The sequence below is a fragment of the Spongiivirga sp. MCCC 1A20706 genome (genome assembly GCF_046524175.1).
GTDB lineage: Bacteria > Bacteroidota > Bacteroidia > Flavobacteriales > Flavobacteriaceae > Spongiivirga.
This window is the reverse complement of record NZ_JBEFZF010000004.1, coordinates 240,912-265,328: the sequence shown is the minus strand read 5'-3', so window position 1 is coordinate 265,328 and position 24,417 is coordinate 240,912. Positions and strand designations below refer to the sequence as shown.

Here is a 24,417-nt window from a genome sequence, read left to right as displayed (position 1 = left end):
ACGATGACCTACGAATCATTTTACGAAGAATTAGATGCCATTTCAGCGCTGAGAGAAAACCGAATGCGAATTGCAAAAATGGTGCTAAATGATCATTTGCTTTATGATCATCTATTCAATATCGCTTTTAAAGTGGATGACCCTGTTTCGTGCAAGGCATGCTGGGTGATGGAATTTGTCTACCTGGAGCAACCGGAACTAATTATTCCCTATTTAGATGAATTCACTTATAATTTGAAACAGTTACAACTCGATTCATCAATAAGACCGTTGGCGAAGATATCGCAATTAATGGTACAAGCATATTTCAAAAAGAAACCATCTGAAATTCAATCAGCCCTTACTAATAAGCACCTTGAACTCATCACCGAAGCCTGTTTTGATTGGTTAATTCAAGATCAAAAGGTGGCTGCCCAAGTCTATTCAATGTATGCCTTATTTTATTTAGGAAAAAAATACAATTGGATTTATGACGCTTTACGGCCTGTAATTGAAAAAGATTATAATCAAGGAAGCGCGGGTTACAAAGCGGCATCCAGAAAAGTACTTGCAAGAATTAAGAGTTGATGGTTGATATAAGAATCAATATTGGAATTTACTAAGAAATTATTACGCTTTTTCACCTGTAAACTTCCTAGCTAAAACCTATCTTTGCAGCTTTAAAATTTAAGTGTAAACTAACATGTCTCTAACTCCTTTAAATGCCATTTCACCAGTTGATGGTCGCTATGGAAGTAAAACCAAAGAACTAAGTAAATTCTTCTCTGAAGAGGCATTGATAAAATACCGTGTGCTGGTTGAAATTGAATATTTTATTTCGTTGGCGCTATTACCGTTACCACAATTAAAGGAGTTTGATTCGTCTTTGATTGATGATCTACGAAATATTTATGAAAAGTTTAGTGCTACTGATGCTCAAGCTATTAAAGACATTGAAAAGGTTACCAATCATGACGTAAAAGCTGTTGAATACTTTATTAAAGAAAAGTTTGACAGTTTAGGACTGCAAGCTTATAAAGAGTTTATTCATTTCGGATTGACATCTCAGGATATTAATAACACTGCTATTCCGCTTTCCATTAAAGACGCTATTCAACAAGTATATCGTCCTGAACTAGTATCAGTTCTTAATCGATTGAAAGAATTAGCTGAAGAATGGGCAGACATACCAATGCTAGCACGAACACATGGTCAGCCAGCTTCACCAACGCGATTGGGAAAAGAAATTCAAGTATTTATAACACGAATACAAGAGCAGATAAAACTAATTCACGAAATCCCCCAGGCAGCAAAATTTGGTGGTGCTACTGGAAATTTCAATGCTCATAAAGTAGCATATCCTGATGTAGATTGGAAAGCTTTTGGTGCCAAGTTCGTTGAAGAAACTTTAGGTCTGTATCACTCTTTTCCTACTACTCAGATTGAGCATTATGACCATATGGCCGGAATTTTTGATGGCCTAAAACGCATTAATACAATTTTAATTGATCTGGATAGAGATATATGGACCTATATTTCGATGGATTATTTTAAGCAAAAAATCAAAAAAGGTGAAGTAGGGTCGTCTGCAATGCCACATAAAGTAAACCCAATTGATTTTGAAAACTCCGAAGGAAATTTAGGACTTGCCAATGCTATTTTCGAGCATTTAGCAGCGAAGTTACCTGTTTCACGATTGCAACGTGACTTAACCGATAGTACCGTTTTGCGCAACGTAGGTGTACCTTTTGGTCATACCATCATAGGATTTAAATCTACCTTAAAAGGCTTAAATAAATTGTTATTAAACAAAGAAAAATTCGAGGCAGATCTTGAAAACAATTGGGCTGTTGTTGCGGAAGCAATTCAAACAATTCTAAGAAGAGAAGGATATCCAAATCCATATGAAGCGTTAAAAGGACTCACTAGGACTAACGAAAGGATAAATCAACAATCGATAGCATCCTTTATTGATACGTTGAATGTAAAGGATACCATAAAACAGGAATTAAAACAGATTTCTCCAAGTAATTATACTGGGATTTAGTATAACACTCGGTCGGATTATTTTACTTAGAAAACAATAACTTGTGTACTTAAAGTAGTTTCTTTATCAGTGCGGAATGACACCAGTGGTAGATAATAGAAAAGGTCCTGAATAAAACATCAGGACCTTTATATTAACACTAACTTGGAAAAATATAAATTAACTCTTTTTCAAAAAGTTTTCTAACTCTTTTAGCTGGCCGTTATCGCTAAAATCAGCTTTTTCCATTGCTTTCATAAGTTGTACCATATTCGCTGGATTCATGTTGTCCCCTAATACACGTACCAAGGCAAATCCCATTTCATCATCTTTACCAAAGATCACAACTTCATCAATCGAATCATCATCTCCTAAATATTTTACAACTGCACCTTTACCACCAGTTCCCATTCGCATTAATTCATTATAGCTCGGGTTCTTCAAAATGGCATTTACTTTCTCTTGCTCGATTCCGTATTCCATTTTGTTCGTCTCATTTAGCTTAAATGCTAATACATTCAGCTTTCGTACAGATTCGTAGGCTTCTTTTTCAGAAGCGGAGAACTTTCCTGTGTCGACCCCTAATGTACTTACTGGGATATCAAGTGAAAGGAAATCTGCATTTTCAGTATTTTCTACATAATACTGCTGTAAACTTGGGTCATTGTCACAACTGCTCATGGTAACAAGTACCATGAATGCAGCTGCGATGATTTTGATTGATTGTTTCATCTGTTCTGTTTTTTATTTTTTTAATTGGTCAGATGTAACCTTTGATGATTAAAACCACTACTAGTTTGTTAGTTTAGTAATGATTCTAATCATGTCGGTTTCATTGTATATCTTATTTATTTTTGTTTGCTTTTTTAAGCTGCTTACCACCGGGTAAATCCATCTGATCTGTTAACTTGCCTACCTGACGTAAATCGATATCACCGCTCAATGATAGCAATACTGTTTCAAGCTTCTTACCGTTAATATTAACATTTGCTTGATCAAAGCCAGTAACGAACATTACTAGTTCTTTTACATGATTATCATCTTTACCTTCTTTTACATAAAACTTTACGTTACTATCACCATCACGTACTCTCATTAACTCTTCTAGGTCTGTACTTCGTACATGCTTGCTTACCCATGATGTAATATCTTTTGAAATTGCACCATTATCTGTTGTAATCACCTTAAAGTTTGTAATGCTGTTTACAAGACTAATAAATTCTTGCGCTTCAGGATCATCAGTTTCGATACCGATGCTACCCAACATTTTAAACATTTTCGGACTTACGGAAATAAATGCAACATCTGGGTTGCTTTCATACTTATCAAAAATAGACTGTGCATAAGTGCCAACTGAGATAAGTGCTATTGCTATTGTTAAAACTAATTTTTTCATCTTGTTTTTGTTTTGTTCTTTTAAAACCTATTCGTTTCGTAATAATTTATTTGTTTGTTGTTCAAAATGATCGATGTGGTTTATTTGACTCACACCATCTGAAAATGCATTTAAATGACCTATTGATTGTGTACCCTTGTTAAAGTTATTTGATAACATTGCTAAGGCCATTTTTGCTTGATCAATTTCTTCCTGAGTATATTCAGGTTGAGAGGCTTGATATTGCCAGTAAAACCCAAAGGAGAATATCAATACCGCCGCTATGGAAGCCCACTTCATAAAATTGTTTCTAGTTTTTAATGGGACCTGCTTGGTAAATTGTTCGTCTTTGGCGCCCTGAAAGTAGGCAAACATTGCTTGATATTCTTCGAGATGTGGAGCGACCTCCTTTCCCGAAAAGTAATTTTGCAATTCTTTTTCTTCGGCAACTGTGGTAGTTGCTTCTAGATATTTTTCTAATAATTGTTCTATTCTAACTAACTCCATAGTTATGTTTTTTGATCAATTCTTCTCTAACTGTTTTTCGAGCCCGAGATAGCGCGACTCTTATCGCCGTCGGGTTCATGTCCATTACTTTTGCGATTTCATCAAAATCATACTGCTCTACATCTCGCAATTGTAAGATCATTCGCTGCTGTTCTGGTAATTTTTGAACTATTTTATGTATCCAGCTCAAGCTGTCATTCAATTCAACCTGCTTTTGCAACGAAGTCTGTTCGTCTTTATAATTACTGTGTACTAACTTTAAGTTTGAGGCTTGTTTAGACTTTAACTTGTCAAGACAATAGTTTTTGGTCATAGTCATTGCAAACGCTTCAATGCTCTTGTAAGTACTCAAATTTTTCCGTCCCTTCCACAACTTTAATAATACCTCTTGCGTTGCATCTTCAGCCTCTTCAACAGAGGTTAGTAAACGCTTAGATAAACGAAATAGCTTATCCTTAAATGGCATTACCAAGTTTAAAAACTCCGATTGTTTCATTATTTCTGGTGTGGTTAGCACGCTCTAATTTTTCAGTTATATAAGGAAGACGACCAACCATCATTTTTGTTACAAAGTGTTTCAAAAAAATAAAAATTCATCTTGTTAAAGCAACCTTAAACCCAATCAACACATCAATAAATAGTAATTAGCAACGTTATACATCAAACAAGATAACCAAACTTTTAATTTGTAAGTAAATTGGGTATTTTGCAGACAAAGAAATAAAATCGCAATGATGAAAAGATTAAAATTCTTCCCCTTTTACCTTATTATACTATCCTTATTTGTTGTTAGCTGTGAAGACAACGACGATAATAACAATACACCTGCAATACCTGGTGGATCAGGGAGTGTAGAGTTGGTGCAAACCCAAAACGAATTTGTTTGGCGCGGATTGAACTTGTACTATTTCTGGCAACAAGACACTCCTAATTTAGCTGATGATCGATTTAGCACCTTAGATGAGTTTTACACTTTTCTAAATACTTATGACAATCCAGAAATTATGTTTAACGACGCTCCTTTGAGAAATGCCGATGATCGCTTTACTTTTTTCAATGAAGATTATCGCGTACTTGCAAATGCACAACAAGGTGTTTTTAAAACAAACGGACTAAGTTTTGTACTTACAAGAGTGACGCAAGGCTCAAGTGATATTGTAGGTGTTGTTCGTTATGTAAATAACAATACCGACGCATCGGGGAAAGACGTTGCAAGAGGGGATATTTTCAATGCGGTAAACGGAACTCCCCTATTTTTTAATAGCAGTGATGACAACAATTTAGATCTTCTAGATCCGGACACATATACATTGAATTTCGCGACCATCGAAAACGGGAGTGCTGTCTCTAATGGTAAAAATATTGAATTTACAAAAGTAGAACAGGACATTAATCCTATTTTAATTACCAAAACATTTGATATTGACGGAAAAAGTATAGGTTATTTAATGTACAATAGGTTCACTTCAAATTTTGATGATGAATTGAATACCGCGTTTGCAAGTCTTGCAGGAGTTGATGAGCTAGTATTAGATATGCGTTACAACCCAGGAGGAAGTGTTCGTAGCTCAGTAAGATTAGCGAGCATGATTACGGGACAATTCACGGGACAACTAATGCTTAGACAGCGTTATAATGATAAACTACAAGCACAATTTTCCGAAGCCCAAATAACTGATAATTTTGTGGATAACATTAGCGGGACCTCATTAAACAGTCTTGGGTTAGAAAGAGTGTATATAATAGCCACAGACGACACCGCATCTGCTAGTGAATTAGTAATAAACGGCCTTGATCCTTATATCGATGTTGTTCATGTAGGTACAACGACAGTTGGTAAAAATGAGTTTTCTCTTACTTTAGTTGATGACGTTGAGAATCAATTTGTTTTTAATCGTAACGATACTAGTGGAATTGCAGAAGGGAATTTTTGGGCCATAGTACCATTACTTGGACGCAATGAAAATGCGGATGGATTCTTCGATTATACTTCGGGTTTAGCTCCTGATGTTACTGCGGAAGAATCTCTATCTAATTTAGGTATTTTGGGTGATGAAAACGAGCCCTTATTGGCTGCCGCCTTAGCACAAATCACCGGATCGACTACAAAAGGCTTGCAAACTGTAAAAGACCCTATTAAATCGATCATGTCTTCAGAGGTCATGACCGTTTTAAAAGACAATATGTACATCGATGGTGATAAAATGAAGAAAGTGATGTTAGAGTTAAAAACCAACTAACATCAAGGCCTTGAAAAATAAAAAAGCGGTCATTTAGATAAGATGACCGCTTTTTTATTTTATATGTCATCCGATTTTTATAACTCGGTTTCCATCAGTGCAAAAAACTTATCAAGATCTGGAATAATCACAATGCGCGTTCTGCGATTTCTTGCCATATTTTCTTTAGTGTCATTTTCTACCAACGGCACATAGCTACTTCTACCAGCCGCAATTAATTTTGAAGGATCAACCTCATACTTATCCTGTAACAAACGAACAATTGAAGTAGCACGTTTCACGCTTAAATCCCAATTATCAAACATATCAGGTGTTCTAATTGTTTTAGAGTCTGTATGACCTTCAACCATCACTTCAATACTTGGCTCTTGATTGATCACATTGGCCAATTTTTCAAGAATAACATTAGCTTTTTCGTTCAAACGATAACTACCGCTGTTAAACAATAATTTGTCAGATATATTAATCATTACGACGGTCTTATCGACGTTAATATCAACATCATCCTCATTATCAGCGATGGTTTTCTTTAAGTTATGAGAGATTGCTACATTAATAGAATCTTCTAAGCTTGATGCATTAGCAAGTAATGACGGATCAACTTTTGAAAGCGTATTTCTCATTTTCTGCTTGGTTGTATTGCTCATTACTGCTTTATCACCAACGACATTTAGTTGATTATCATTCAATTCTTTTAAGGAATTAATACGATTGTTGTACTCTTCAACTCTAGCTTCAATTTTAGAAACTTTTGTTTCCAATTCTTCTTTTTCAACTTGAGTTTTAACTAAAGTACTTTTTGTATTATTCAATTCTGTCTCTAGGGCCACGTATTTCTTTTTAGCCACACAAGACGATAACAATAAGCTGGCTACCATACCCAGTACTACTACTTTTTTCATTTAAAAATCTTTTAGATTATTTGGTTTCGATCTTATGTACGTGAAAAAAGGGGGTGCTGGTTTATATGGTATCTTTTTTTTACAGATTTAATGTAAAACCAAGACGGAAATTTCTTCCCTTCGTGCTAAATCCAGTTACCTCAACATATTCTTCGTTTAAAAGGTTCGATAACCCTACAAATAATCTGATCTCTTTAGATAACTGATGATTGGCATAAACGTCTAACAACCCGAAACTTTCTAATTCGATATTGGTAAAGGTGCTAAAGTCTGTATCGATTCTTGACGAGGTATATTGATATTGAATAGAAGCAAACGTCTTTTCATTAAATTGATATCCGATCAGCGCATTAAATTTATTTTTAGGCAATCGCAATCGAACTTGATCTGGTCGCTCAGTAAATGTATAATTAGCTGTAATATTTAATGCCTCGGTTGGCTGATAATCTAGTTCAACCTCGATACCTTGCGTTTCAAAATCATCAGTTACATTCTGAAACTCTCCTGCAAATGTGGTGAAGTCGACCACGACAAAATCAATAAAGTCTTTTTCCTTTCTGTTAAAGGCCACCGCACTTGCTCGAAACTTGTTACTCGCTTTATATTCTACCCCAAGCTCAAACGTGGTGTTGGTTTCAGGATCTAGATCAGGGTTTGCCCCAAAAGGTCCAAATAGCTGTGATAAATTGGGTGCAATGAACGAAGTTGCGTAGCTACCAAATACCTTAGTATAGCCTTCACCTGTTGCAAAAACATAAGAAGGGTTCAAATTATAAATGACATTACTCCCGTACTCACTATGATTACTAAAACGGGCTCCAGCATTCAAGTTCAATCCAAATTCTGAAACGAATACGACATTGGCATAGGGATCAACTGTTGTGGTCTCTTCTTCGACAGTATTAAAACGCGTTCTTTGTTTTATATAATTAACACCTACTATGGTATATAGCTTATCATTAAAGGTGTATTTATTAAATACATCTGCTATAACACTTTGTGAATCGAATGTATTAGGAAAATCGCTCTCAATTTCTCTATCTACATTATTGATGGATATATTAGCGGTTACACTTCCCTTTGCATATGTATAGCTTGGGGCTATTCTGAAACGGGTCTGTTCGGTAAATGATTCAAAGTCGCGGTCAGCTCCATCAAAATTGTCAAATGCAGCATTAAACTTGTCGTAATTGAATCCGAAATCAATATGCAATTTATCAGAAAGCTGATACCCTATACCAGCAATTGCATTGATTCGCGAAAACGGATCACTCTCACCATTTAATCCAGCTGACAACCCGTCTGTACTTTGATGTCCAAAACCAATATTTGCAGACACTTTATTCGATTTCCCAAACAAATTCACCTGGTTCGAGAAATCATTAAGGCGATACTCGTCTTCATTTTCAGCTTGATTGGTTCCAAAGGATGAATTAATAGTTGCGCTTAGCCCATTAACACTTGCTTTCTGAGTGGTAATATTGATTACCGCACTTGCAGCTGCCGTTCCATATAACGTACTTGCCGCTCCTTTTAAAATCTCAATACTTTCTATTTGATCCAATGCAATTAGTCTCAAATCAAACTCGGCATTTACATTACTTGGGTCAGAAACCTGAACACCGTCAATAACAACAAGCACTTGTCTGTTATTACCGCCACGAATAAAGCTACCCAAAACGGCTCCAGCATTACTGCGGCTACCATTAATTTCAATTCCGCTTTTAGTGTTGATCAATTCAACCAGCGTACGTCCTTGATTACGTTCAATCTCTTTACGATTGATTTTAATTACGGTTTTACCTGAATTTTCGCGCTTTAGTTCAAAACGAGAATCACTTACCACAACTTCTTCTAGTTGTTGTTCTTTTACTGCTGACTGTTGTGCCATTGCAGCAGCACATGCACAAAATAGTGTGCCAAAAGACAATAATCTTTTAATCATTTTTTAATTTTCTAAAAAGGAAAAAGTATGAGTTTACCCATACGTCAACTTTATCCCGAAGTTTGACATTAAATAATGAATTAAGGCAGGTCTCCTGGCTTATCTAATAGCATTTCACCTTCCCATCATTCCCGATAGCTCGGGATCAAGACAGTGGTTTTGAAGTAAATACTACCTTCCTATCAAAAGAAGTAATGATCACATTATAGAATCACAGTTGCGGGAACAGCCCAAGAATAATTCAGAATTCTGAATTCCACTTGATTCCCTTTTAATTCGCATTCACAAAAGTGAAATTGAAACCAAAATTCGCTGCGAAAGTAAACAATTTAGCATTCAGCTAAACTGAAATTTTAAATAATCTTACTTTTGAGGTATGAAGCCGAAACTGATGAAATACCTTCTTTTATTTCTAGCGATTACTTTAAGTTTCTCTTGTAATCAGGCAAGTAAGAAACAAACCATTAAAGAAGAAGGTATACCGGACAAAGATTCTGCAATAATCAACAGTGTTAGACATGCGACGGGTCTTGTGATTAATAAAGGCTCAAATTATACCACTGTAATAATCAATGAGCCTTGGCCAAAAGCTAAGAAAAGTTTTAAGTACGCCCTTATCAATAGAGAAAAAGCTTCCTTAACCACTTTTGCTCAAGGCGAGTTCGACGGCATCATCTTGACCCCAATTGAAAAACTGGTTGTTACATCAACTACGCATATACCATCGTTAGAAGCCTTAAATAGTCTAGATGCCTTAGTGGGTTTCCCTGACACAAAATACATCTCTTCGACTAAAGCAAGACAAAAAATTGAGAAAGGCGAAATAAAAGAAATCGGTAACAATGAAAGTCTAAATACTGAGCTATTATTATCCATTCAACCAGAATTAGTTGTTGGTTTTTCTATTAATGACAGTAATAAAACCTATTCAACTATTAAAAAAGCCGGAATTCCTATTTTATATAACGGCGATTGGACTGAAAAAACCCCACTAGGTAAAGCCGAATGGATTAAACTTTTTGGAGTATTGTTTGAAAAAGAACAAGAGGCCGATCGTATTTTCAATCAAATAGAAACTGATTACTTAAAAGCTAAAAATTTAGCCGCTAATGTAGAAAAAGGACCAACGGTATTAAGCGGTGCTATGTATAAAGATATTTGGTATCTACCTGCTGGGGATAGTTTTCAGGCACAGTTCTTAAAAGATGCCAACGTTGACTATTTATGGAAAGACTCAAAGGGCACAGGAAGCTTATCGTTGAACCTTGAAACGGTACTCGATAAAGGCAAAAATGCTGATTTCTGGATCGCCCCTGGGCAATTTGAATCGTACGAAGCCATGGAAAATGGCAGCGAACATTACGAGCAATTTAGAGCATTTAAAAACAAAAATATTTTCAACTTTACCTTGACTAAAGGGGAAACCGGTGGCATCCTATACTATGAACTAGGACAAAACCGACCAGATCTCGTTTTAAAGGACATGATCACCATTTTTCATCCGGGATTATTAACCAATTATCAGCCTACTTTTTTTAAGCCTTTACACTAATTGTCAAAACCAAGAACATACCGAACGCGATTCCTGATATTAAGCCTGTTGGTCTTAGTTTTTTTTGTCCTTAACGTATCACTAGGCTCTGTTAAAATCCCATTTTCAAAGGTCATTATGGCTATTTTTGGTATTGCAGATGCTGATACACAATCGTATATTATTCAGAGTTACCGACTTCCTAAAGCAATAACCGCTATATTGGTTGGCGCGGGGCTTGGTGTTAGCGGTATGTTAATGCAAACCCTATTCAGAAATCCATTAGCCGGACCGTTTGTTTTAGGCCTCAGCTCAGGTGCGAGCTTGGGGGTCGCGATGTTAATTATGGGGAGTGGACTTTTTGGTGGGTTTCTTGTTACAGCCTTATTATCATACTGGGGTATTACCGTGGCGGCAGCATTAGGATGTTTTCTTGTTTTGCTATTGGTCGTATCGGTTGCGAACAAGGTACAAGATACCATGGCTATATTGATCATTGGATTAATGTTTGGTAGTTTAACTGCTGCGGTGGTAAGCGTCATGGCGTACTTTAGCAGTGCAGAGCAACTCCAAAAGTATGTATTCTGGTCATACGGTAGTTTAGGTGATTTAAGTTGGAACGAACTCTTGCTATTTACCTTTGTTTTTTTGATAGGATTGTTATTAAGCATCATTTCCATAAAGCCGCTAAACAGTTTATTATTAGGTGAAAATTATGCTCGTAGCTTAGGACTAAAAATTAAGCAATCCCGTTTCACCATCATTATTGCGACAAGTCTGTTAGCGGGAAGTATTACGGCATTCGCAGGCCCCATTGCATTTGTTGGCCTGGCAGTACCTCATCTTACCAGACAAATTTTTAATACAACAAATCATAAGATTCTGCTGCCGGCAATTGCACTATATGGTTCGTTACTAATGTTAATTTGCGACGTTATTGCGCAAATTCCGTTTAGTCAATATACCTTACCAATTAATGCGGTCACTTCATTAGTTGGGGCTCCTGTAGTGATTTGGCTACTCGTAAAAAAACGTAAAATGATGTTTTAATGGCGACAAATAAATCCATTTTAGCGCTTGAAAATGTAAGTATCGGCTATAAAGAATCTGGCAAGCAAAGCGTCATTTCTAAAGGAATTAATGTTGACTTTACAAAAGGAACATTAATTGCCATTGTTGGCGCTAACGGAGTTGGTAAATCAACCTTATTACGAACCTTATCAAACCTTCAACCCGCTCTTCTAGGAGCCATAAAAATTGAAGGGAAATCGATTAAAGAATTTCAACCAAATGAGCTAGCATCCCAACTAAGTTTAGTGTTAACGGAGCAAATAGCTTCAAAAAATTTAACCGTTGGCGAGATTGTTGCATTAGGTAGACAACCCTATACTAATTGGATCGGTACACTATCAGAAAAAGATCAATTATTAATCAAACAAGCGTTAAAAGCAACGCACACCTTAGAACTTGCTGATAAAAAATGTCATCAATTAAGTGACGGACAGTTTCAAAAAGTGATGATAGCAAGAGCATTGGCACAAGAAACACCTTTGATCATTCTAGATGAGCCAACCACACATTTAGATATGTATCATAAAGCATACATTCTAAATTTACTAAAAAAATTATGTGCTGATTTTGACAGAACCATCATTTTTTCAACCCACGAAATAGAACTAGCACTTCAATTATCTGACCATTTATTGGTAATGAAAACAAACACTGTTGAGTTTGGCACTCCTGAGGAACTTATTAAAGAACAGGTTTTTGAATCACTTTTCCCAGATGATTTGATCATTTTTGACAAAAACACAGCATCCTTCAGAGTTAAGAGTTAAAAAAAACACACCTTTAACTTATAACTATTAACCAATAACTAAATAAGCGATATACCGTATCTTTATCGGCATGAATGACTCTCTTTACCTTCTTTTAATTATCGTTGTTGCCGCCGGTGTCGGCGGTGTTGTAGGTTTCTTTTTATCAAACTTTAAAAATAAGGCAAGTACTAGCACTTTAGAAGCACGGCAATCACAGTTAAATGAGCGTATTAGCGAGCTACAAAGTACTAATCAACAACTAGCAGCTGAAAAAGAAAAAATTCGCGAAGCCAAAGAGTTTACCCAGAACCAACTCAGCATAAAAGGAGTAGAATACGACAGTCTGGTACAAAAAAATAATGAGCAAAAAGAAGAAGTAAATAAGCTCCAGGAAAAATTTACCAAAGATTTTGAGCTATTGGCCAATAAAATCCTTGAAGAAAAATCGACAAAATTCACTGAACAAAACAAGGAAAACATCAAGAATATTCTAAACCCGCTTCAAGAAAAAATAAAAACCTTTGAAGAAAAAGTGGATAAAACCCATAAAGAAAGTATCGATTACCACGCGGCACTACGTCAACAGATTTTTGGTTTAAAAGAGTTGAATCAACAAATGAGTAAAGAAACACTCAACTTGACCAAGGCGCTAAAGGGTGATAGCAAGATGCAAGGTAATTGGGGGGAATTAGTATTAGAACGTGTACTTGAAAAATCAGGTTTAGAAAAAGACCGAGAGTATGTGGTGCAACAAAGTTTTACTCGTGAAGATGGCAGTCGTGTGATGCCTGATGTGATTATTAATCTTCCTGGAAATAAGAAAATGATTGTCGATAGTAAGGTGTCACTTACCGATTACGAGCGGTATGCGAATGCTGATGATGATGAACAACAAGCGCATTTAAATGCTCATGTAAATTCGCTTAAACGGCATATCGATCAGCTTTCGGCCAAGAACTATCAGGATTTATACGATATCCAATCACCGGACTTCGTATTACTTTTTGTACCAATTGAACCTGCATTTGCCGTAGCGTTAAACGAGGATAATTCGCTATATAATAAGGCTTTTGAAAAAAATATTGTTATCGTTACCCCTTCAACATTACTGGCCACATTGCGCACAATAGATAGCATGTGGAACAATGAAAAACAACAACAAAATGCCATTGAGATTGCTAGACAAGCGGGAGCTTTGTACGATAAATTTGAAGGCTTGGTAAAAGATCTCACCGGTGTTGGCAAAAAAATAGATGATGCCAAAAAAGATTATAGTGCAGCCATGAATAAACTTGTTGAGGGTCGTGGAAATCTAATCACTAGTGTTGAAAAATTGAAGAAAATGGGTGCTAAGGCTAAAAAATCGCTTCCCGAGCCTATTTTAAAAAGAGCTGAAAATGATGACTAAATCGCGTATGTATAAGCACGTTGAAGAATCTCGTATCACCATAAGCGAGTTAATGCTCCCCTCTCATTCCAACTTTAGCGGAAAAATTCATGGTGGTTATATCCTTTCTTTAATGGATCAAATTGCATTTGCGTGTGCCTCAAAACATTCGGGAGTATATTGCGTAACGGCATCTGTAAATACTGTTGATTTCAGAAGCCCGATTGATGTTGGTGAATTAGTGACCATGAAAGCATCTATTAATTATGTGGGTAATACCTCAATGGTCGTGGGCATTCGCGTAGATTCTGAAAATATTCAAACCGGACTCACAAAGCATTGCAATTCTTCTTACTTTACTATGGTCGCAAAAGATGAAATGGGTAATACTGTCTCTGTTCCGGGACTAATAATTGACAGTGACGAAGAAATAAGACGTTTTATCAGATCGATAAAAAGACAAGAAATGGCTCGAGCACGAAAATCAGAATTTAACGAAGAAAAGTTTGACGCTAATAAATATATTGATCAGCTGGAAAATTATAATGTGAAAGTAATGCAATCAGGAACGATCGACTAGATCGATCACTATAACTATAACTATGAAAACCTTATTAATTGCTCTTTTAATGGGAATAAGCCTTCAAATTGCTGCTCAAGCAAAAGAAATGGCTATTGAAAATGTTACGAAAGCGTCTTATAACTATATCGACGCATTTTATCAGGTTGACACTAGTCTGGCTTACCAAAGTGTTCATAAAGACCTGCGCAAAGTTGGATGGTGGTATAGCGATAAAACAAAAAGCTATAGTGACGCCTTAGAAATGCCTTTTGATAAACTGGTCGATCTGGCAAAAAAATGGAATTTAAAGGGAGATAGAGCGGATAAAAATAGTATTAGGGAGGTAAAGATTTTAGAAGTTTCTGACAAAATAGCCGTCGCAAAAGTTACCGCGGTTTGGGGGATTGACTATCTAAACCTTGTTAATACGAAGGAAGGTTGGAAAATAATTAATATCGTCTGGCAATCTAAGCCGAAGTTTTCGTTACACGAATAAGGTGTGAATATAGTATAAAAAGCATCCAATAATTAAAAAGTAGAGCAGCCACTATTGACTTCCAATCCATTTTTCTTTAAAGAAGCAAACCGCTTTATACCATTTATTGCAGTGATTGGTATAGGAATAGGCAGTGCAAATTACCTATTGAATGGAGACCTAAATTGGATACAATGGGTAATCCAATCCTTATCTACCAGTTTTGTAATTGGTTATAGTCTGGTACTAATTGTTTTGAACAAATCATGGTTCTTATTTTATCTTAAAACCAAGCTTAAACTTTATATTTTCTTTACCCTTGTTTTCTTTTTAATTGGTGTTTTAGCAACAGAAATTGAGCATATGATAAGGTCTCTTATTTTTCAAAATATACAATTTCAACTATTTACAAGTGGTAAAATGTACTTATTTAACGGGATTATTGCACTAATTCTTGGTTATAGTTTTTTTCAAAATAATCTCATTAAGGCTAAAAACGAAAAGCCAGTACATAGTGAACAGTCTTCGCCAGCTTTAAAAAAATCAAACAGCGAATCCGCTACCGCAAATCCAATTAATAAGATTCCGATTAAGCAAGGAGAAAACATTGCTTTAATTCCTATTGAAAGCGTGGTTTACTTTGAAGCTTATGATAACTACTCCTTTATATACAGTAAGACAGGAAAAAAGCAACTTTGTGATTATTCGTTGATGTTTTTAGAAAGCCGTTTAAGCGAAAACTTCGCACGTGTGCATCGTAAATACATCGTCAATGAAAATTATATTAAACAAATTAAACCGCACTTAAATGGCCGCTATGTAATCGTATTTAATGATGTTAAAATTGGGCAGATAACCAGCAGCAAAGGATACTTGTCGACGATTAAGAATCTAATTAAAATACGATAAGTATCATCGTTTCGTCTTTTTTTAAAACAATTTCACCCATTTTCTAAGATCGCTTACTGCTTATTTGGGCTGTTTACCAAATTTCACTTTCATCTGCACTTGTACTTTGATTATTTGCCAACATATTTCCTTTCTAATGGGAAAATTGGATAATCAAAAAGAATGAAATATGGAAATCGCACACAAGTTTAATATTGTAGTTCACGTAATAACCGGATGCATAGCACTTTTACTTGGAATAATCGCACTATTAAGTATAAAAGGAGCAACACTTCATAATAAGAGCGGCAGGTTTTTTTTAAAACTAATCATCATCGTTATTATAACGGGTCTTTTGGGGGTATTTGTCTTTAAGAGAAATACCTTTTTATTGGTCATTACTGTTTTAAGCGGTTATGTTTCCTTTTCAGGATATAGAATTCTACAATTGAAATCGAATACTATTCAAGTCATCGACATTTTAGTTGCAATAGTTAGCCTTGTAGTATTAGGGTACTTTCTATACTATTTTAAATCAATTGGCATGATATGGTCACCAATAGTTATATATAGTACCGTTGGGGCCTTTCTTTTTGTTGTTGTATATGATTTTTTAAGATATCTAATCCCAAAGAAAAAATACAAGAAACACCGTATTTGGGTTTATGAGCATATCTACAAAATGACAAGCGCATTTTCAGCTTTGTTATCAGCATTTACAGGTACAGTATTGGACCAATATCAACCACACAGTCAATACATTCCTTCCATTTTAGCAGTCATGATCATTATCGGATTTATGATATACACATATAAATACGGTTTGAAGAAATTACCCAGAAAAACTAAAAATTAGTATTGTCTGGATTTAAAAAACTCTACTTAAATTAAAACCAAAGTAAAAATTACCATCGGACCAATCTCCAATAGCATTTCCTAGAAATCCGCTTTCATATGTGGGCTGTGCATTAGTAAAATGAAGTTGAAAGACATGACCTCCAGTTTCCAAATCGAATCCGATTGAAAGGGGATTTTTAAACTCTGAACCGATAGCTCGGTTTAGATGCCACCCATAGTCTGCATTAAAACTCCAACGTTTTGTTAATTTGTAACGCCCTCCAAAACCGAGCGCAAATTGTGTGTTGTCTTGCTGAGCAAAGTCAACAAAGCCTTCGTTGAAAACAGTTGGTATTATCTCAAAAGAAAACTGATCTGAGAATTTTCTTGAAATCAGAATTTGTTGGGTAACAGATAAGCGATCACTAAAGTTCACTTCGGGGATTAAATCATCGTCTAACAAGGTATTGACTGCAGCTTGTGAGTACCCTACAATTGTAACCGGAAATCCGTTCTCTTCCTGTGAGATCAATCGGTATTTAACTGAAAGATCATAAGTCTTATTAAAAGAGCTTCTGGACACCCCTAGATTAAGCCAATCTTCAAAACCATAAATAAAACTTAAACGGGTATTTGCATTATCTAAGCCGAAGAAATCCTTTATTCCAGTTTTTACACTTCCGAAACGGTGCGCTACCACGAAGTAAAAATCCTTTTTCGCAACCATCTTTGTTGACTCAAAATTTACAATTTTTAAGCCTTTAAATGCAGATACAACGGACAAATTATCTGGTCAATCTTGATCTATCTCATCAAGTAAGGTATCCTGACAAAGTACCATATTAACATAAAACAACGTAAAAAAGAAAAGCATTTTTTTCATTACAGGTTTATTTAAAGAAAATTTATTCAAATAGCTAAAACAATAAATTGGTTCAATAATAAGTTAATCAATACATAAAACCCAATTTCATATGGACTTTAAAAAAGTTTTAAGCAGAACTACGATTGTTGCTCTTACTCTAAGTACACTGTTATTTTATAATTGTAATAAAGATGATGACTCTCCAGAAGAAATGGGAGAAACAGAGACTCCAACTTACACAGCAAACATTGAGGGTATAATGGCTGGTAACTGTACCACTTGTCATGCAAGTACGCCCACTAATGGCGCGCCTATGTCGTTAGTTACTTATAATCAGGTTGTAGATGCTGTCAACAATCGTAATTTAGTGAGTAGAATTAATAGTACGTCAGCTCCTATGCCGCAAACTGGTAGAATGAGTGCTACTCTACGTGAAACTATTGAACGATGGGTTGAAGCAGGTATGCCAGAAAACTAAACAATGCGTTTGTTATGTTGCTTGCTGCTTGTAGTTACAAATACTATGGCGCAAAATAAATACGAGACCAATAATGGTATCGTAAACTTCAATGCGTCAACTCCGTTAGAAAATATTTCCGCAGAAAACATCCGAGTAAAAGGTATTTTAAACACAAAAACCGGAGAGTTTGCAGCCTTACTTTTTGTAAGACAGTTTACCTTCCCAAATACTTTAATGCAAGAGCATTTTAACGAGAACTATCTAGAATCTCACAAATTTCCAAAATCTACTTTTTTGGGAAGGATAGAAGGTTTTGACCATAGGAAACCCGCAGGTGATTACATTCTAAAGGGTAATTTTATGATTCATGGTGTAGAACGCCCAGTAAAAACTAACGTTACCATCAAACAACAAGACGAACATTTAAAAATCAGTTCTTCTCTCATATTAAAACCTGAAGATTACGATATCGAAATACCAAAACTAGTTTTTAAAAAAATTGCTAGCGAGGTTAACGTGCAAGTTGATTTCTTACTAAAAGAGTCTGAATAAAAAATCAGGTTACACCATTAAGCTGGTGTAACCTGATTTTTTTAATGACATCGTCATTATTTTATTTTGAAAGGTACATCTTTCTTCTGGAATATAAGTTGTAAAACTCGTCATCCTTTAGGCTATCAATAAACAAAATGCTTTCGCCTGTACTTTTCATTTCCGGTCCTAAACGTTTATCTACATTTGGGAACTTATTAAATGAGAACACTGGTTGTTTAATCGCATACCCGTCAAGATGTGGGTTAAAATCAAAATCGGTTACCTTCTTCTCACCCAACATTACTTTAGTTGCATAATTAACGTAGGGCTCGCCATAAGCTTTTGCAATAAATGGAACTGTGCGTGAAGCTCTTGGGTTTGCTTCAATAATGTAAACTGTGTCATCCTTTACTGCAAACTGAATATTGATCAACCCTACGGTATTTAAGGCCTTTGCTATGGTATGAGTATGATCAACTATTTGTTGCATTACAAACTCACCCAAATTAAATGGTGGTAAAGTAGCATTTGAATCTCCTGAGTGAATACCACAAGGTTCAATATGCTCCATTATTCCGATTATGTAGACGTTCTCGCCATCACATATTGCATCTGCTTCTGCTTCAATGGCCCCATCTAAATAATGATCCAGTAGGAGTTTGTTATTAGGAATTTTACGCAATAAATCGACCACATGTTCAACCAGCTCTTCTTTATTGATTACAATTTTCATTCCTTGCCCACCCAATACATATGAAGGACGTACAAGAATAGGAAAATCTAACTCATCAGCAAGTGCCAATGCCTCATCTGCAGTTTCGGCAACACCAAATTGGGGATAAGGAATGTTATGCTCTTTTAATAAGGTAGAAAAACTACCACGATCTTCAGCCAAATCTAACGACTGGAAGCTCGTACCGATTATTTTTATACCATATCTATCTAACTTCTCAGCAAGCTTTAATGCTGTTTGTCCTCCTAATTGAACAATAACACCTTCTGGTTTTTCATGGCGAATAATGTCGTAAATATGTTCCCAGAAAACAGGCTCAAAATATAACTTATCGGCGGTATCAAAATCAGTAGAAACCGTTTCCGGGTTACAGTTGATCATGATCGTTTCGTAACCACATTCAGCAGCGGCTAAAACTCCGTGCACACAGCAATAATCAAACTCGATACCCTGACCAATACGATTAGGCCCTGATCCTAAAACAACTATCTTCTTTTTATCGCTGACAATACTTTCATTATGTGAATATGTTTCTCCTGACGAAGTTTCTATTACATTTTCAAAAGTGGAGTAATAGTATGGCGTTTTTGCCGTAAATTCCGCTGCACAGGTGTCAACCAGTTTATATACTCGTTGAATGTTAAGCTCTTCTCTTTTATTATACACCTCACTTTCTAAACAACCAAGCATATGAGCAATCTGACGATCACCATATCCTTTTTGCTTAGCTTCTAACAACAGGTCTTTTTCAATAGTATCTATAGTGTATGTAGAAATGTTTTTTTGTAACTGATACAATTCCTCGTACTGCCGTAAATACCACATATCAATTTTTGTGATATCATATATTTGACTCAGTGGAATTCCCATTTGTATGGCATCATAAATTACAAAAACCCGATCCCAAGAAGCGTGCGTTAACTTATCAATAATCTGATTGTAATCTTTATATCCTTTTCCGTCTGCCCCTAAGCCATTTCTTTTAATTTCTAACGATTGTGTTGCTTTATGTAATGCTTCCTGAAATGATCGGCCAATACCCATTACCTCACCTACTGCTTTCATTTGAAGTCCCAGCGTTCTATCCGACCCTTCAAATTTATCGAAGTTCCATCGCGGTATTTTAACAATTACATAATCCAAGGTCGGTTCGAACAAAGCCGATGTTGATTTGGTAATTTGATTATCTAACTCATCAAGCGTATAGCCGATGGCTAACTTTGTAGCAACCTTAGCAATAGGATAACCTGTTGCTTTAGATGCTAGTGCCGATGACCTGGAAACACGGGGATTAATCTCAATAGCAATAATATCTTCTTTATCATCCGGACTTACTGCAAACTGTACATTACATCCACCTTCAAAATCACCAATACTACGCATCATTTTGATGGCCATATCTCTCATACGTTGATACGTAGTATCTGATAAGGTCATTGCTGGTGCCACGGTAATTGAATCTCCAGTATGGATTCCCATTGGATCCATATTTTCAATAGAACAGATAATTACCACATTATCATTTTTATCACGAAGTAGTTCCAGCTCGTATTCCTTCCACCCCATCATTGCTTTATCGATCATCACCTCGTGAATAGGTGAAACCTCAAGTCCCCTACGCAATAATTCGTCAAAATCTTCAGGATCATATACAATTGATGCCCCGGCACCACCAAGCGTGTACGATGCTCTAATTACCAAAGGAAAACCAAATTCTTGTGCGATCTCTTTTCCTTTTAGGAACGATGTAGCCGTTAACTGCGGAGCCATTGGCACATCAATAGTACCCATAAGCTCTCTAAATTTTTCGCGGTCTTCAGTAATATTAATCGCATTAATATCAACACCGATGAGTTCCACATTAAAATCCTCCCAAATGCCCTTCTCATCTGCTTCAATACATAGATTAAGCGCTGTTTGCCCTCCCATAGTAGGTAGCACAGCATCAATTTGAGGATGTTCCTTTAATATTTTTATAATTGACTTCGTGGTCAGGGGCAATAAATAAACATGATCGGCCATTGAAGGATCGGTCATGATCGTTGCAGGGTTTGAATTAATGAGAATGGTTTCAATACCATCTTCTCGTAACGAACGTAAAGATTGACTACCTGAATAATCAAACTCGCACGCTTGTCCGATAACAATTGGTCCTGAACCGATGATTAGGATTGACTTAAGTTTTTCGTTTTTTGGCATGGAAATTAAATCTATGTGGTGTGCAAAATTATAAACTGACCGGGTACAAAAAAAGGTGTTACTTACAAAAGCAACACCTTTATTATTAACAATTGTTAATCATTATTTCTTGTGACGAGGTTCTGATGAAACTGAAATTCTCTTTCTTCCTTTAGCTCGTCTTCTAGCTAGCACTTTTCTACCACTAACAGAAGCCATACGCTCTCTAAAACCGTGTTTATTACGTCTCTTTCTTTTTGATGGTTGAAATGTTCTTTTCATTGTATATGTGCTTTTACGCTATCGTTTCTTCAAATTATTCTACTTGCAACTATCTGTCTGCAAAATCGTGCGCAAATATACAACAACTTTTTACTTTGACAAGCTAGTAAATTAAAAATATATTGAAAAAAATTAGTTTCTTTGCAGCGCCTGGAAATGGTTGGCGTTTTTAGGTAATTTTACACTTTCAAAATAATAGTAATTAAATGTTTCATAAAAACATAAAACTCGTTATTACTGCTTTAATCATCGGTTTAGCCGTTTGGCAATTTACTGAAGGTTATGTTGGTAATGGTATAGCACTCATATTATTTTCTTTAATATTTGTATTTCTTTATTTTAGGAATGAATTTATACTATTAGCTTTCTTTAAATTAAGAAAACAAGATATGGTTGGTACGCAGAAATGGCTATCCTACATAAAGAAGCCAGAGGCGGCCTTGACCACAAAACAGCAAGGTTATTTTAATTACTTACATGGTATTATTCACTCGCAAACGAATTTAACTAAGGCTGAAAAATTCTTCAAGCGCGCATTAAAACTTGGATTATCGATGGACCATGATATTGCCATGGCAAAGTTAAGTTTGGCTGGTATTTCGATGCAAAAAAGAAGAAAGAGAGAAGCTACTACATTGCTTCAGGAAGCAAAAAAATTAGATAAGCGTGGTATGCTGAAAGAGCAAATAAAGATGATGCAACAACAGATGAAGCGAATTTAGTTGTTGATTGTTGTAAAAACTATTCTTCTTAATTTTCGTTTATCTGGAAATCTATTTCCCAAAAATCATTTTTACGGCGACTACAAGCATGACACCTCCAAAAACTTTTCGAAGTAATTTTTGATCGATGTCTACCGCAATTTTAGATCCGAAGTAACCTCCTATGATAAAAGTAGCTGAAATTAAAAGCGCATATTTCCAATTTACATGTCCCGCTTTGTAGTAATTAAGAACGGCCAAAATAGTTACTGGAGGTAACATGGCAGCTAAACTTGTACCTTGAGCTTCATGTTGCGTAAAACCAAGTAGTATGGCTAGTAATGGAACCATTACGATGCCACCACCTATGCCTACTACACCACTAAGTACACCCGCAAGAATACCAATTACAATGAGCCAAACAACTACTTGGGTGCTCATCTTATTCCTTGGTATAATATCCTTCTTTAGGCAAGGTAATGTAATACAGCTTCCCTGATCTGTTGTTCAACTTATTTTCGCGTAACCAGGGGTTATGAATTTTTAATACTTTATAATTGATTCCTTTATCTTTAGCCCATTCTGCTAAATTGCTAATCGGCTCTTCAACCGCAATCTTGTAGGTGGGGATTGGTTGATACAAATCATCCTCGGTAAAATTGAAACCATATTTTTTCGGATTATTCACAATCTCCTTTAAAGCAACAATGCGAAAGACATAGCGCCTACCATTAGGGCCTAACAACAAATCATAATAGCTGTTGGCTTTTTGACGTTCTAGCTCTTTAGAAATTCCAAATTGGCCATTGTGATATGAACCAGCAGCCAGTGTCCAGCTACCGAAACGTTTCTTTGCTTTTTTGAAATAAGCACAAGCTGCTCTTGTGGCCTTTTCTAAGTTGTTTCGTTCATCGATATTTTCGTTAATCTCTAAACCATTTTCGCGACCATAGGCTTTCATTATTTGCCAAAACCCTTTTGCACCTGCCGGTGAGGTCACATTTTCTAACCCGCTTTCGATTAAAGCTAGATACTTAAAATCGTTAGGCACCCCCTCTTCTTCTAAAATAGGTTCAATAATAGGGAAAAACTTATGTGCCCTTTTAAACATTAAAAGACCATTTGATTGCCAATAGGTATTTACCAATAGTTCGCGATCCATTCGCTCATATACATCAGGATCATCTAATGGCATTTTTTCTCCGGCAAAATCAAGATCGTCGGGAATAGAAAGTGCATACACATTATAATCGCTAGCAAGCTTTGCAGCATTAGTAGCTGGTTCATTTTCTTCTGATGTCGCTGCACTACTCTTATCTGTCCCAACAGCATTGATCAACATAAAAAGTAAGGCAACCACACCTACACCGATAAGTGATTTTTTAAGCAACTTCATAGGTTAAATTTTTTTAAATATAAGCAAATTAGGCAATTGACCATGTTTTGTGAGCTTACGATAAGATAATGTTAGGCAAATTCTCGTTAAACCACTTGTATTTGTTAATAATCATAACATGTGTTCCTCCTTTAATGTTAATATGATTATCAATATTAGATACGGGAAAAACACCATCTTTATCTCCATGAATATGAACTAGATTGTCTACATTATCTGGAGCAGACCAATTAACTATATTATGAATAGACCAATCTAAATAATACTTGTCTCGAACAGAAAGATACTTTTCATATAACTCAACACGTTTAGTAACAACTTCACCGAAAGCATATTTTGCTAAAAAATCGATATTGTTGATTAGCCCAGTGGGCAATAGTTTATATGCTTTTGTCTGCTTAGCAAGTTTCATTCTTGAAGGTAATTCTTTTTCGTGCTTCACGCTACTAACAATAACTACCATTTTTGTCTTAATGTGCTGACTCATCTCCTGCACTAAAATACCTCCAAAAGAAACTCCAACTAAAACAGGATTTGCATGGGTGATATCGGCACACATTCTATTTGCATAAGAAGATAATGTCTCGTTCTTTTGTGGTATTTTCCAGCTTAATAAGTGTATCTCGAACATTTCTTCTGGCAATTGAATATATTCAAAAATACTAGGATTAGCAGCCATACCAGGCATTAAATACACATGTATTAATTCTTGCATTTAGTTAATTTTGAGAGAATAACGAAAAAATCGAAGTTTTTTTCGTACTTTTGCCTCGCAAAAATAGCGAATTCCCAAC

General features: G+C 35.7%; 26 protein-coding genes and 1 riboswitch. Of the genes, 14 read left to right on the top strand and 12 right to left on the bottom strand.

From position 1 onward, the window contains the following. Positions 1-3: 3 nt before the first annotated feature. Both ABN763_RS11485 and purB read left to right on the top strand, forming a co-directional pair. Positions 4-567: an adenylosuccinate lyase gene (locus tag ABN763_RS11485; protein ID WP_410485611.1), complete on the top strand. Its 564-nt coding sequence runs from the start codon at positions 4-6 to the stop codon at positions 565-567. 115 nt (positions 568-682) lie between these two features. Beyond that, the gene (gene purB / locus ABN763_RS11480; protein WP_410485610.1) at positions 683-2,026 is read left to right on the top strand and encodes an adenylosuccinate lyase; all 1,344 of its coding nucleotides are present in this window, start codon (positions 683-685) and stop codon (positions 2,024-2,026) included. A gap of 159 nt (positions 2,027-2,185) precedes the next feature. Here purB and ABN763_RS11475 read toward each other — a convergent pair whose 3' ends face one another. The 4 genes from ABN763_RS11475 to ABN763_RS11460 form a co-directional block, all read right to left on the bottom strand. Then, positions 2,186-2,737 (bottom strand): DUF4252 domain-containing protein, encoded by a 552-nt coding sequence (locus ABN763_RS11475; protein WP_410485609.1) that lies wholly within the window; start codon positions 2,735-2,737, stop codon positions 2,186-2,188. A 112-nt stretch (positions 2,738-2,849) separates the two neighbouring features. Next, positions 2,850-3,401, bottom strand: coding sequence for a DUF4252 domain-containing protein (locus ABN763_RS11470; protein ID WP_410485608.1), 552 nt, complete (start codon positions 3,399-3,401; stop codon positions 2,850-2,852). Between the two features lie 27 nt (positions 3,402-3,428). Beyond that, complete coding sequence (locus ABN763_RS11465) at positions 3,429-3,887, bottom strand: hypothetical protein (protein ID WP_410485607.1); 459 nt, start codon at positions 3,885-3,887, stop codon at positions 3,429-3,431. Then, a complete protein-coding gene (locus ABN763_RS11460; protein WP_410485606.1) occupies positions 3,874-4,383 on the bottom strand; it encodes an RNA polymerase sigma factor in 510 nt (169 codons plus the stop codon). Before ABN763_RS11460 ends, ABN763_RS11465 begins: the two co-directional genes overlap by 14 nt. Before the next feature lie 238 nt (positions 4,384-4,621). Between ABN763_RS11460 and ABN763_RS11455 the strand changes: the two genes are divergently transcribed. After that, the gene (locus ABN763_RS11455) at positions 4,622-6,127 is read left to right on the top strand and encodes a S41 family peptidase (RefSeq protein ID WP_410485605.1); all 1,506 of its coding nucleotides are present in this window, start codon (positions 4,622-4,624) and stop codon (positions 6,125-6,127) included. A 77-nt stretch (positions 6,128-6,204) separates the two neighbouring features. On the opposite strand, the gene ABN763_RS11450 is transcribed toward ABN763_RS11455, so the two are convergent. Both ABN763_RS11450 and ABN763_RS11445 read right to left on the bottom strand, forming a co-directional pair. Beyond that, entirely contained in the window at positions 6,205-7,029 is an 825-nt protein-coding gene (locus tag ABN763_RS11450; protein ID WP_410485604.1) for a flagellar motor protein MotB, read from the bottom strand. Positions 7,030-7,108: 79 nt separating this feature from the next. Further along, entirely contained in the window at positions 7,109-8,974 is a 1,866-nt protein-coding gene (locus ABN763_RS11445; protein ID WP_410485603.1) for a TonB-dependent receptor plug domain-containing protein, read from the bottom strand. Positions 8,975-9,040: 66 nt separating this feature from the next. After that, a riboswitch (cobalamin riboswitch) is annotated at positions 9,041-9,296 on the bottom strand. Between the two features lie 69 nt (positions 9,297-9,365). Between ABN763_RS11445 and ABN763_RS11440 the strand changes: the two genes are divergently transcribed. The 8 genes from ABN763_RS11440 (at position 9,366) to ABN763_RS11405 (ending at position 16,493) form a co-directional block, all read left to right on the top strand. After that, a complete protein-coding gene (locus ABN763_RS11440) occupies positions 9,366-10,526 on the top strand; it encodes an ABC transporter substrate-binding protein (protein ID WP_410485602.1) in 1,161 nt (386 codons plus the stop codon). After that, positions 10,527-11,555: a FecCD family ABC transporter permease gene (locus tag ABN763_RS11435; RefSeq protein ID WP_410485601.1), complete on the top strand. Its 1,029-nt coding sequence runs from the start codon at positions 10,527-10,529 to the stop codon at positions 11,553-11,555. Next, positions 11,555-12,343: an ABC transporter ATP-binding protein gene (locus ABN763_RS11430; protein ID WP_410485600.1), complete on the top strand. Its 789-nt coding sequence runs from the start codon at positions 11,555-11,557 to the stop codon at positions 12,341-12,343. Before ABN763_RS11435 ends, ABN763_RS11430 begins: the two co-directional genes overlap by 1 nt. A gap of 70 nt (positions 12,344-12,413) precedes the next feature. Then, positions 12,414-13,733 carry a DNA recombination protein RmuC gene (locus ABN763_RS11425; RefSeq protein WP_410485599.1) on the top strand — a complete coding sequence of 440 codons (1,320 nt, stop codon included), beginning with the start codon at positions 12,414-12,416 and terminating at the stop codon, positions 13,731-13,733. Further along, the gene (locus ABN763_RS11420) at positions 13,726-14,292 is read left to right on the top strand and encodes an acyl-CoA thioesterase (RefSeq protein WP_410485827.1); all 567 of its coding nucleotides are present in this window, start codon (positions 13,726-13,728) and stop codon (positions 14,290-14,292) included. The genes ABN763_RS11425 and ABN763_RS11420 overlap by 8 nt, the downstream gene beginning before the upstream one ends. 22 nt (positions 14,293-14,314) lie before the next feature. Further along, positions 14,315-14,770, top strand: a complete 456-nt coding sequence (locus tag ABN763_RS11415; RefSeq protein ID WP_410485598.1) for a nuclear transport factor 2 family protein — start codon at positions 14,315-14,317, stop codon at positions 14,768-14,770. A gap of 54 nt (positions 14,771-14,824) precedes the next feature. Further along, positions 14,825-15,658, top strand: coding sequence for a LytR/AlgR family response regulator transcription factor (locus ABN763_RS11410; RefSeq protein WP_410485597.1), 834 nt, complete (start codon positions 14,825-14,827; stop codon positions 15,656-15,658). A gap of 169 nt (positions 15,659-15,827) precedes the next feature. Further along, positions 15,828-16,493, top strand: coding sequence for a hypothetical protein (locus ABN763_RS11405; RefSeq protein WP_410485596.1), 666 nt, complete (start codon positions 15,828-15,830; stop codon positions 16,491-16,493). Positions 16,494-16,505: 12 nt separating this feature from the next. On the opposite strand, the gene ABN763_RS11400 is transcribed toward ABN763_RS11405, so the two are convergent. Next, positions 16,506-17,258, bottom strand: coding sequence for a DUF5777 family beta-barrel protein (locus ABN763_RS11400; protein WP_410485595.1), 753 nt, complete (start codon positions 17,256-17,258; stop codon positions 16,506-16,508). A 190-nt stretch (positions 17,259-17,448) separates the two neighbouring features. On the opposite strand from ABN763_RS11400, the gene ABN763_RS11395 reads away from it, so the two are divergent. Both ABN763_RS11395 and ABN763_RS11390 read left to right on the top strand, forming a co-directional pair. Beyond that, complete coding sequence (locus tag ABN763_RS11395) at positions 17,449-17,817, top strand: hypothetical protein (RefSeq protein ID WP_410485594.1); 369 nt, start codon at positions 17,449-17,451, stop codon at positions 17,815-17,817. Between the two features lie 45 nt (positions 17,818-17,862). Next, positions 17,863-18,351 carry a YceI family protein gene (locus ABN763_RS11390; protein ID WP_410485593.1) on the top strand — a complete coding sequence of 163 codons (489 nt, stop codon included), beginning with the start codon at positions 17,863-17,865 and terminating at the stop codon, positions 18,349-18,351. A gap of 61 nt (positions 18,352-18,412) precedes the next feature. Here ABN763_RS11390 and carB read toward each other — a convergent pair whose 3' ends face one another. Together carB and rpmH are read right to left on the bottom strand one after the other, a co-directional pair. Next, entirely contained in the window at positions 18,413-21,265 is a 2,853-nt protein-coding gene (gene carB / locus ABN763_RS11385; RefSeq protein WP_410485592.1) for a carbamoyl-phosphate synthase large subunit, read from the bottom strand. A gap of 102 nt (positions 21,266-21,367) precedes the next feature. Then, positions 21,368-21,526: a 50S ribosomal protein L34 gene (gene rpmH / locus ABN763_RS11380; protein ID WP_410485591.1), complete on the bottom strand. Its 159-nt coding sequence runs from the start codon at positions 21,524-21,526 to the stop codon at positions 21,368-21,370. 206 nt (positions 21,527-21,732) lie between these two features. Here rpmH and ABN763_RS11375 point away from each other — a divergent pair, with 206 nt between their 5' ends. Further along, positions 21,733-22,248, top strand: coding sequence for a DUF2892 domain-containing protein (locus tag ABN763_RS11375; protein ID WP_410485590.1), 516 nt, complete (start codon positions 21,733-21,735; stop codon positions 22,246-22,248). Between the two features lie 51 nt (positions 22,249-22,299). Here ABN763_RS11375 and ABN763_RS11370 read toward each other — a convergent pair whose 3' ends face one another. Genes ABN763_RS11370 through ABN763_RS11360 form a run of 3 tightly spaced genes read right to left on the bottom strand, consistent with a single transcriptional unit; the run spans position 22,300 to position 24,338 of the window. Then, positions 22,300-22,668, bottom strand: a complete 369-nt coding sequence (locus ABN763_RS11370; protein ID WP_410485589.1) for a sulfite exporter TauE/SafE family protein — start codon at positions 22,666-22,668, stop codon at positions 22,300-22,302. A 1-nt stretch (position 22,669) separates the two neighbouring features. After that, positions 22,670-23,623, bottom strand: coding sequence for a transglycosylase SLT domain-containing protein (locus ABN763_RS11365; protein ID WP_410485588.1), 954 nt, complete (start codon positions 23,621-23,623; stop codon positions 22,670-22,672). Between the two features lie 55 nt (positions 23,624-23,678). Beyond that, on the bottom strand, positions 23,679-24,338 hold the full coding sequence (locus ABN763_RS11360; protein ID WP_410485587.1) for an alpha/beta hydrolase: 660 nt from the start codon (positions 24,336-24,338) through the stop codon (positions 23,679-23,681). Positions 24,339-24,417 lie beyond the last annotated feature (79 nt).

Bases quoted from the DNA above. Each gene is read 5' to 3' on its own strand.
- ABN763_RS11485 (WP_410485611.1), top strand. From the start codon at position 4: ATGACCTACGAATCATTTTACGAAGAATTAGATGCCATTTCAGCGCTG.
- purB (WP_410485610.1), top strand. From the start codon at position 683: ATGTCTCTAACTCCTTTAAATGCCATTTCACCAGTTGATGGTCGCTAT.
- ABN763_RS11475 (WP_410485609.1), bottom strand. From the start codon at position 2,737: ATGAAACAATCAATCAAAATCATCGCAGCTGCATTCATGGTACTTGTT.
- ABN763_RS11470 (WP_410485608.1), bottom strand. From the start codon at position 3,401: ATGAAAAAATTAGTTTTAACAATAGCAATAGCACTTATCTCAGTTGGC.
- ABN763_RS11465 (WP_410485607.1), bottom strand. From the start codon at position 3,887: ATGGAGTTAGTTAGAATAGAACAATTATTAGAAAAATATCTAGAAGCA.
- ABN763_RS11460 (WP_410485606.1), bottom strand. From the start codon at position 4,383: ATGAAACAATCGGAGTTTTTAAACTTGGTAATGCCATTTAAGGATAAG.
- ABN763_RS11455 (WP_410485605.1), top strand. From the start codon at position 4,622: ATGAAAAGATTAAAATTCTTCCCCTTTTACCTTATTATACTATCCTTA.
- ABN763_RS11450 (WP_410485604.1), bottom strand. From the start codon at position 7,029: ATGAAAAAAGTAGTAGTACTGGGTATGGTAGCCAGCTTATTGTTATCG.
- ABN763_RS11445 (WP_410485603.1), bottom strand. From the start codon at position 8,974: ATGATTAAAAGATTATTGTCTTTTGGCACACTATTTTGTGCATGTGCT.
- ABN763_RS11440 (WP_410485602.1), top strand. From the start codon at position 9,366: ATGAAATACCTTCTTTTATTTCTAGCGATTACTTTAAGTTTCTCTTGT.
- ABN763_RS11430 (WP_410485600.1), top strand. From the start codon at position 11,555: ATGGCGACAAATAAATCCATTTTAGCGCTTGAAAATGTAAGTATCGGC.
- ABN763_RS11425 (WP_410485599.1), top strand. From the start codon at position 12,414: ATGAATGACTCTCTTTACCTTCTTTTAATTATCGTTGTTGCCGCCGGT.
- ABN763_RS11420 (WP_410485827.1), top strand. From the start codon at position 13,726: ATGACTAAATCGCGTATGTATAAGCACGTTGAAGAATCTCGTATCACC.
- ABN763_RS11415 (WP_410485598.1), top strand. From the start codon at position 14,315: ATGAAAACCTTATTAATTGCTCTTTTAATGGGAATAAGCCTTCAAATT.
- ABN763_RS11405 (WP_410485596.1), top strand. From the start codon at position 15,828: ATGGAAATCGCACACAAGTTTAATATTGTAGTTCACGTAATAACCGGA.
- ABN763_RS11395 (WP_410485594.1), top strand. From the start codon at position 17,449: ATGGACTTTAAAAAAGTTTTAAGCAGAACTACGATTGTTGCTCTTACT.
- ABN763_RS11390 (WP_410485593.1), top strand. From the start codon at position 17,863: ATGGCGCAAAATAAATACGAGACCAATAATGGTATCGTAAACTTCAAT.
- carB (WP_410485592.1), bottom strand. From the start codon at position 21,265: ATGCCAAAAAACGAAAAACTTAAGTCAATCCTAATCATCGGTTCAGGA.
- rpmH (WP_410485591.1), bottom strand. From the start codon at position 21,526: ATGAAAAGAACATTTCAACCATCAAAAAGAAAGAGACGTAATAAACAC.
- ABN763_RS11375 (WP_410485590.1), top strand. From the start codon at position 21,733: ATGTTTCATAAAAACATAAAACTCGTTATTACTGCTTTAATCATCGGT.
- ABN763_RS11370 (WP_410485589.1), bottom strand. From the start codon at position 22,668: ATGAGCACCCAAGTAGTTGTTTGGCTCATTGTAATTGGTATTCTTGCG.
- ABN763_RS11365 (WP_410485588.1), bottom strand. From the start codon at position 23,623: ATGAAGTTGCTTAAAAAATCACTTATCGGTGTAGGTGTGGTTGCCTTA.
- ABN763_RS11360 (WP_410485587.1), bottom strand. From the start codon at position 24,338: ATGCAAGAATTAATACATGTGTATTTAATGCCTGGTATGGCTGCTAAT.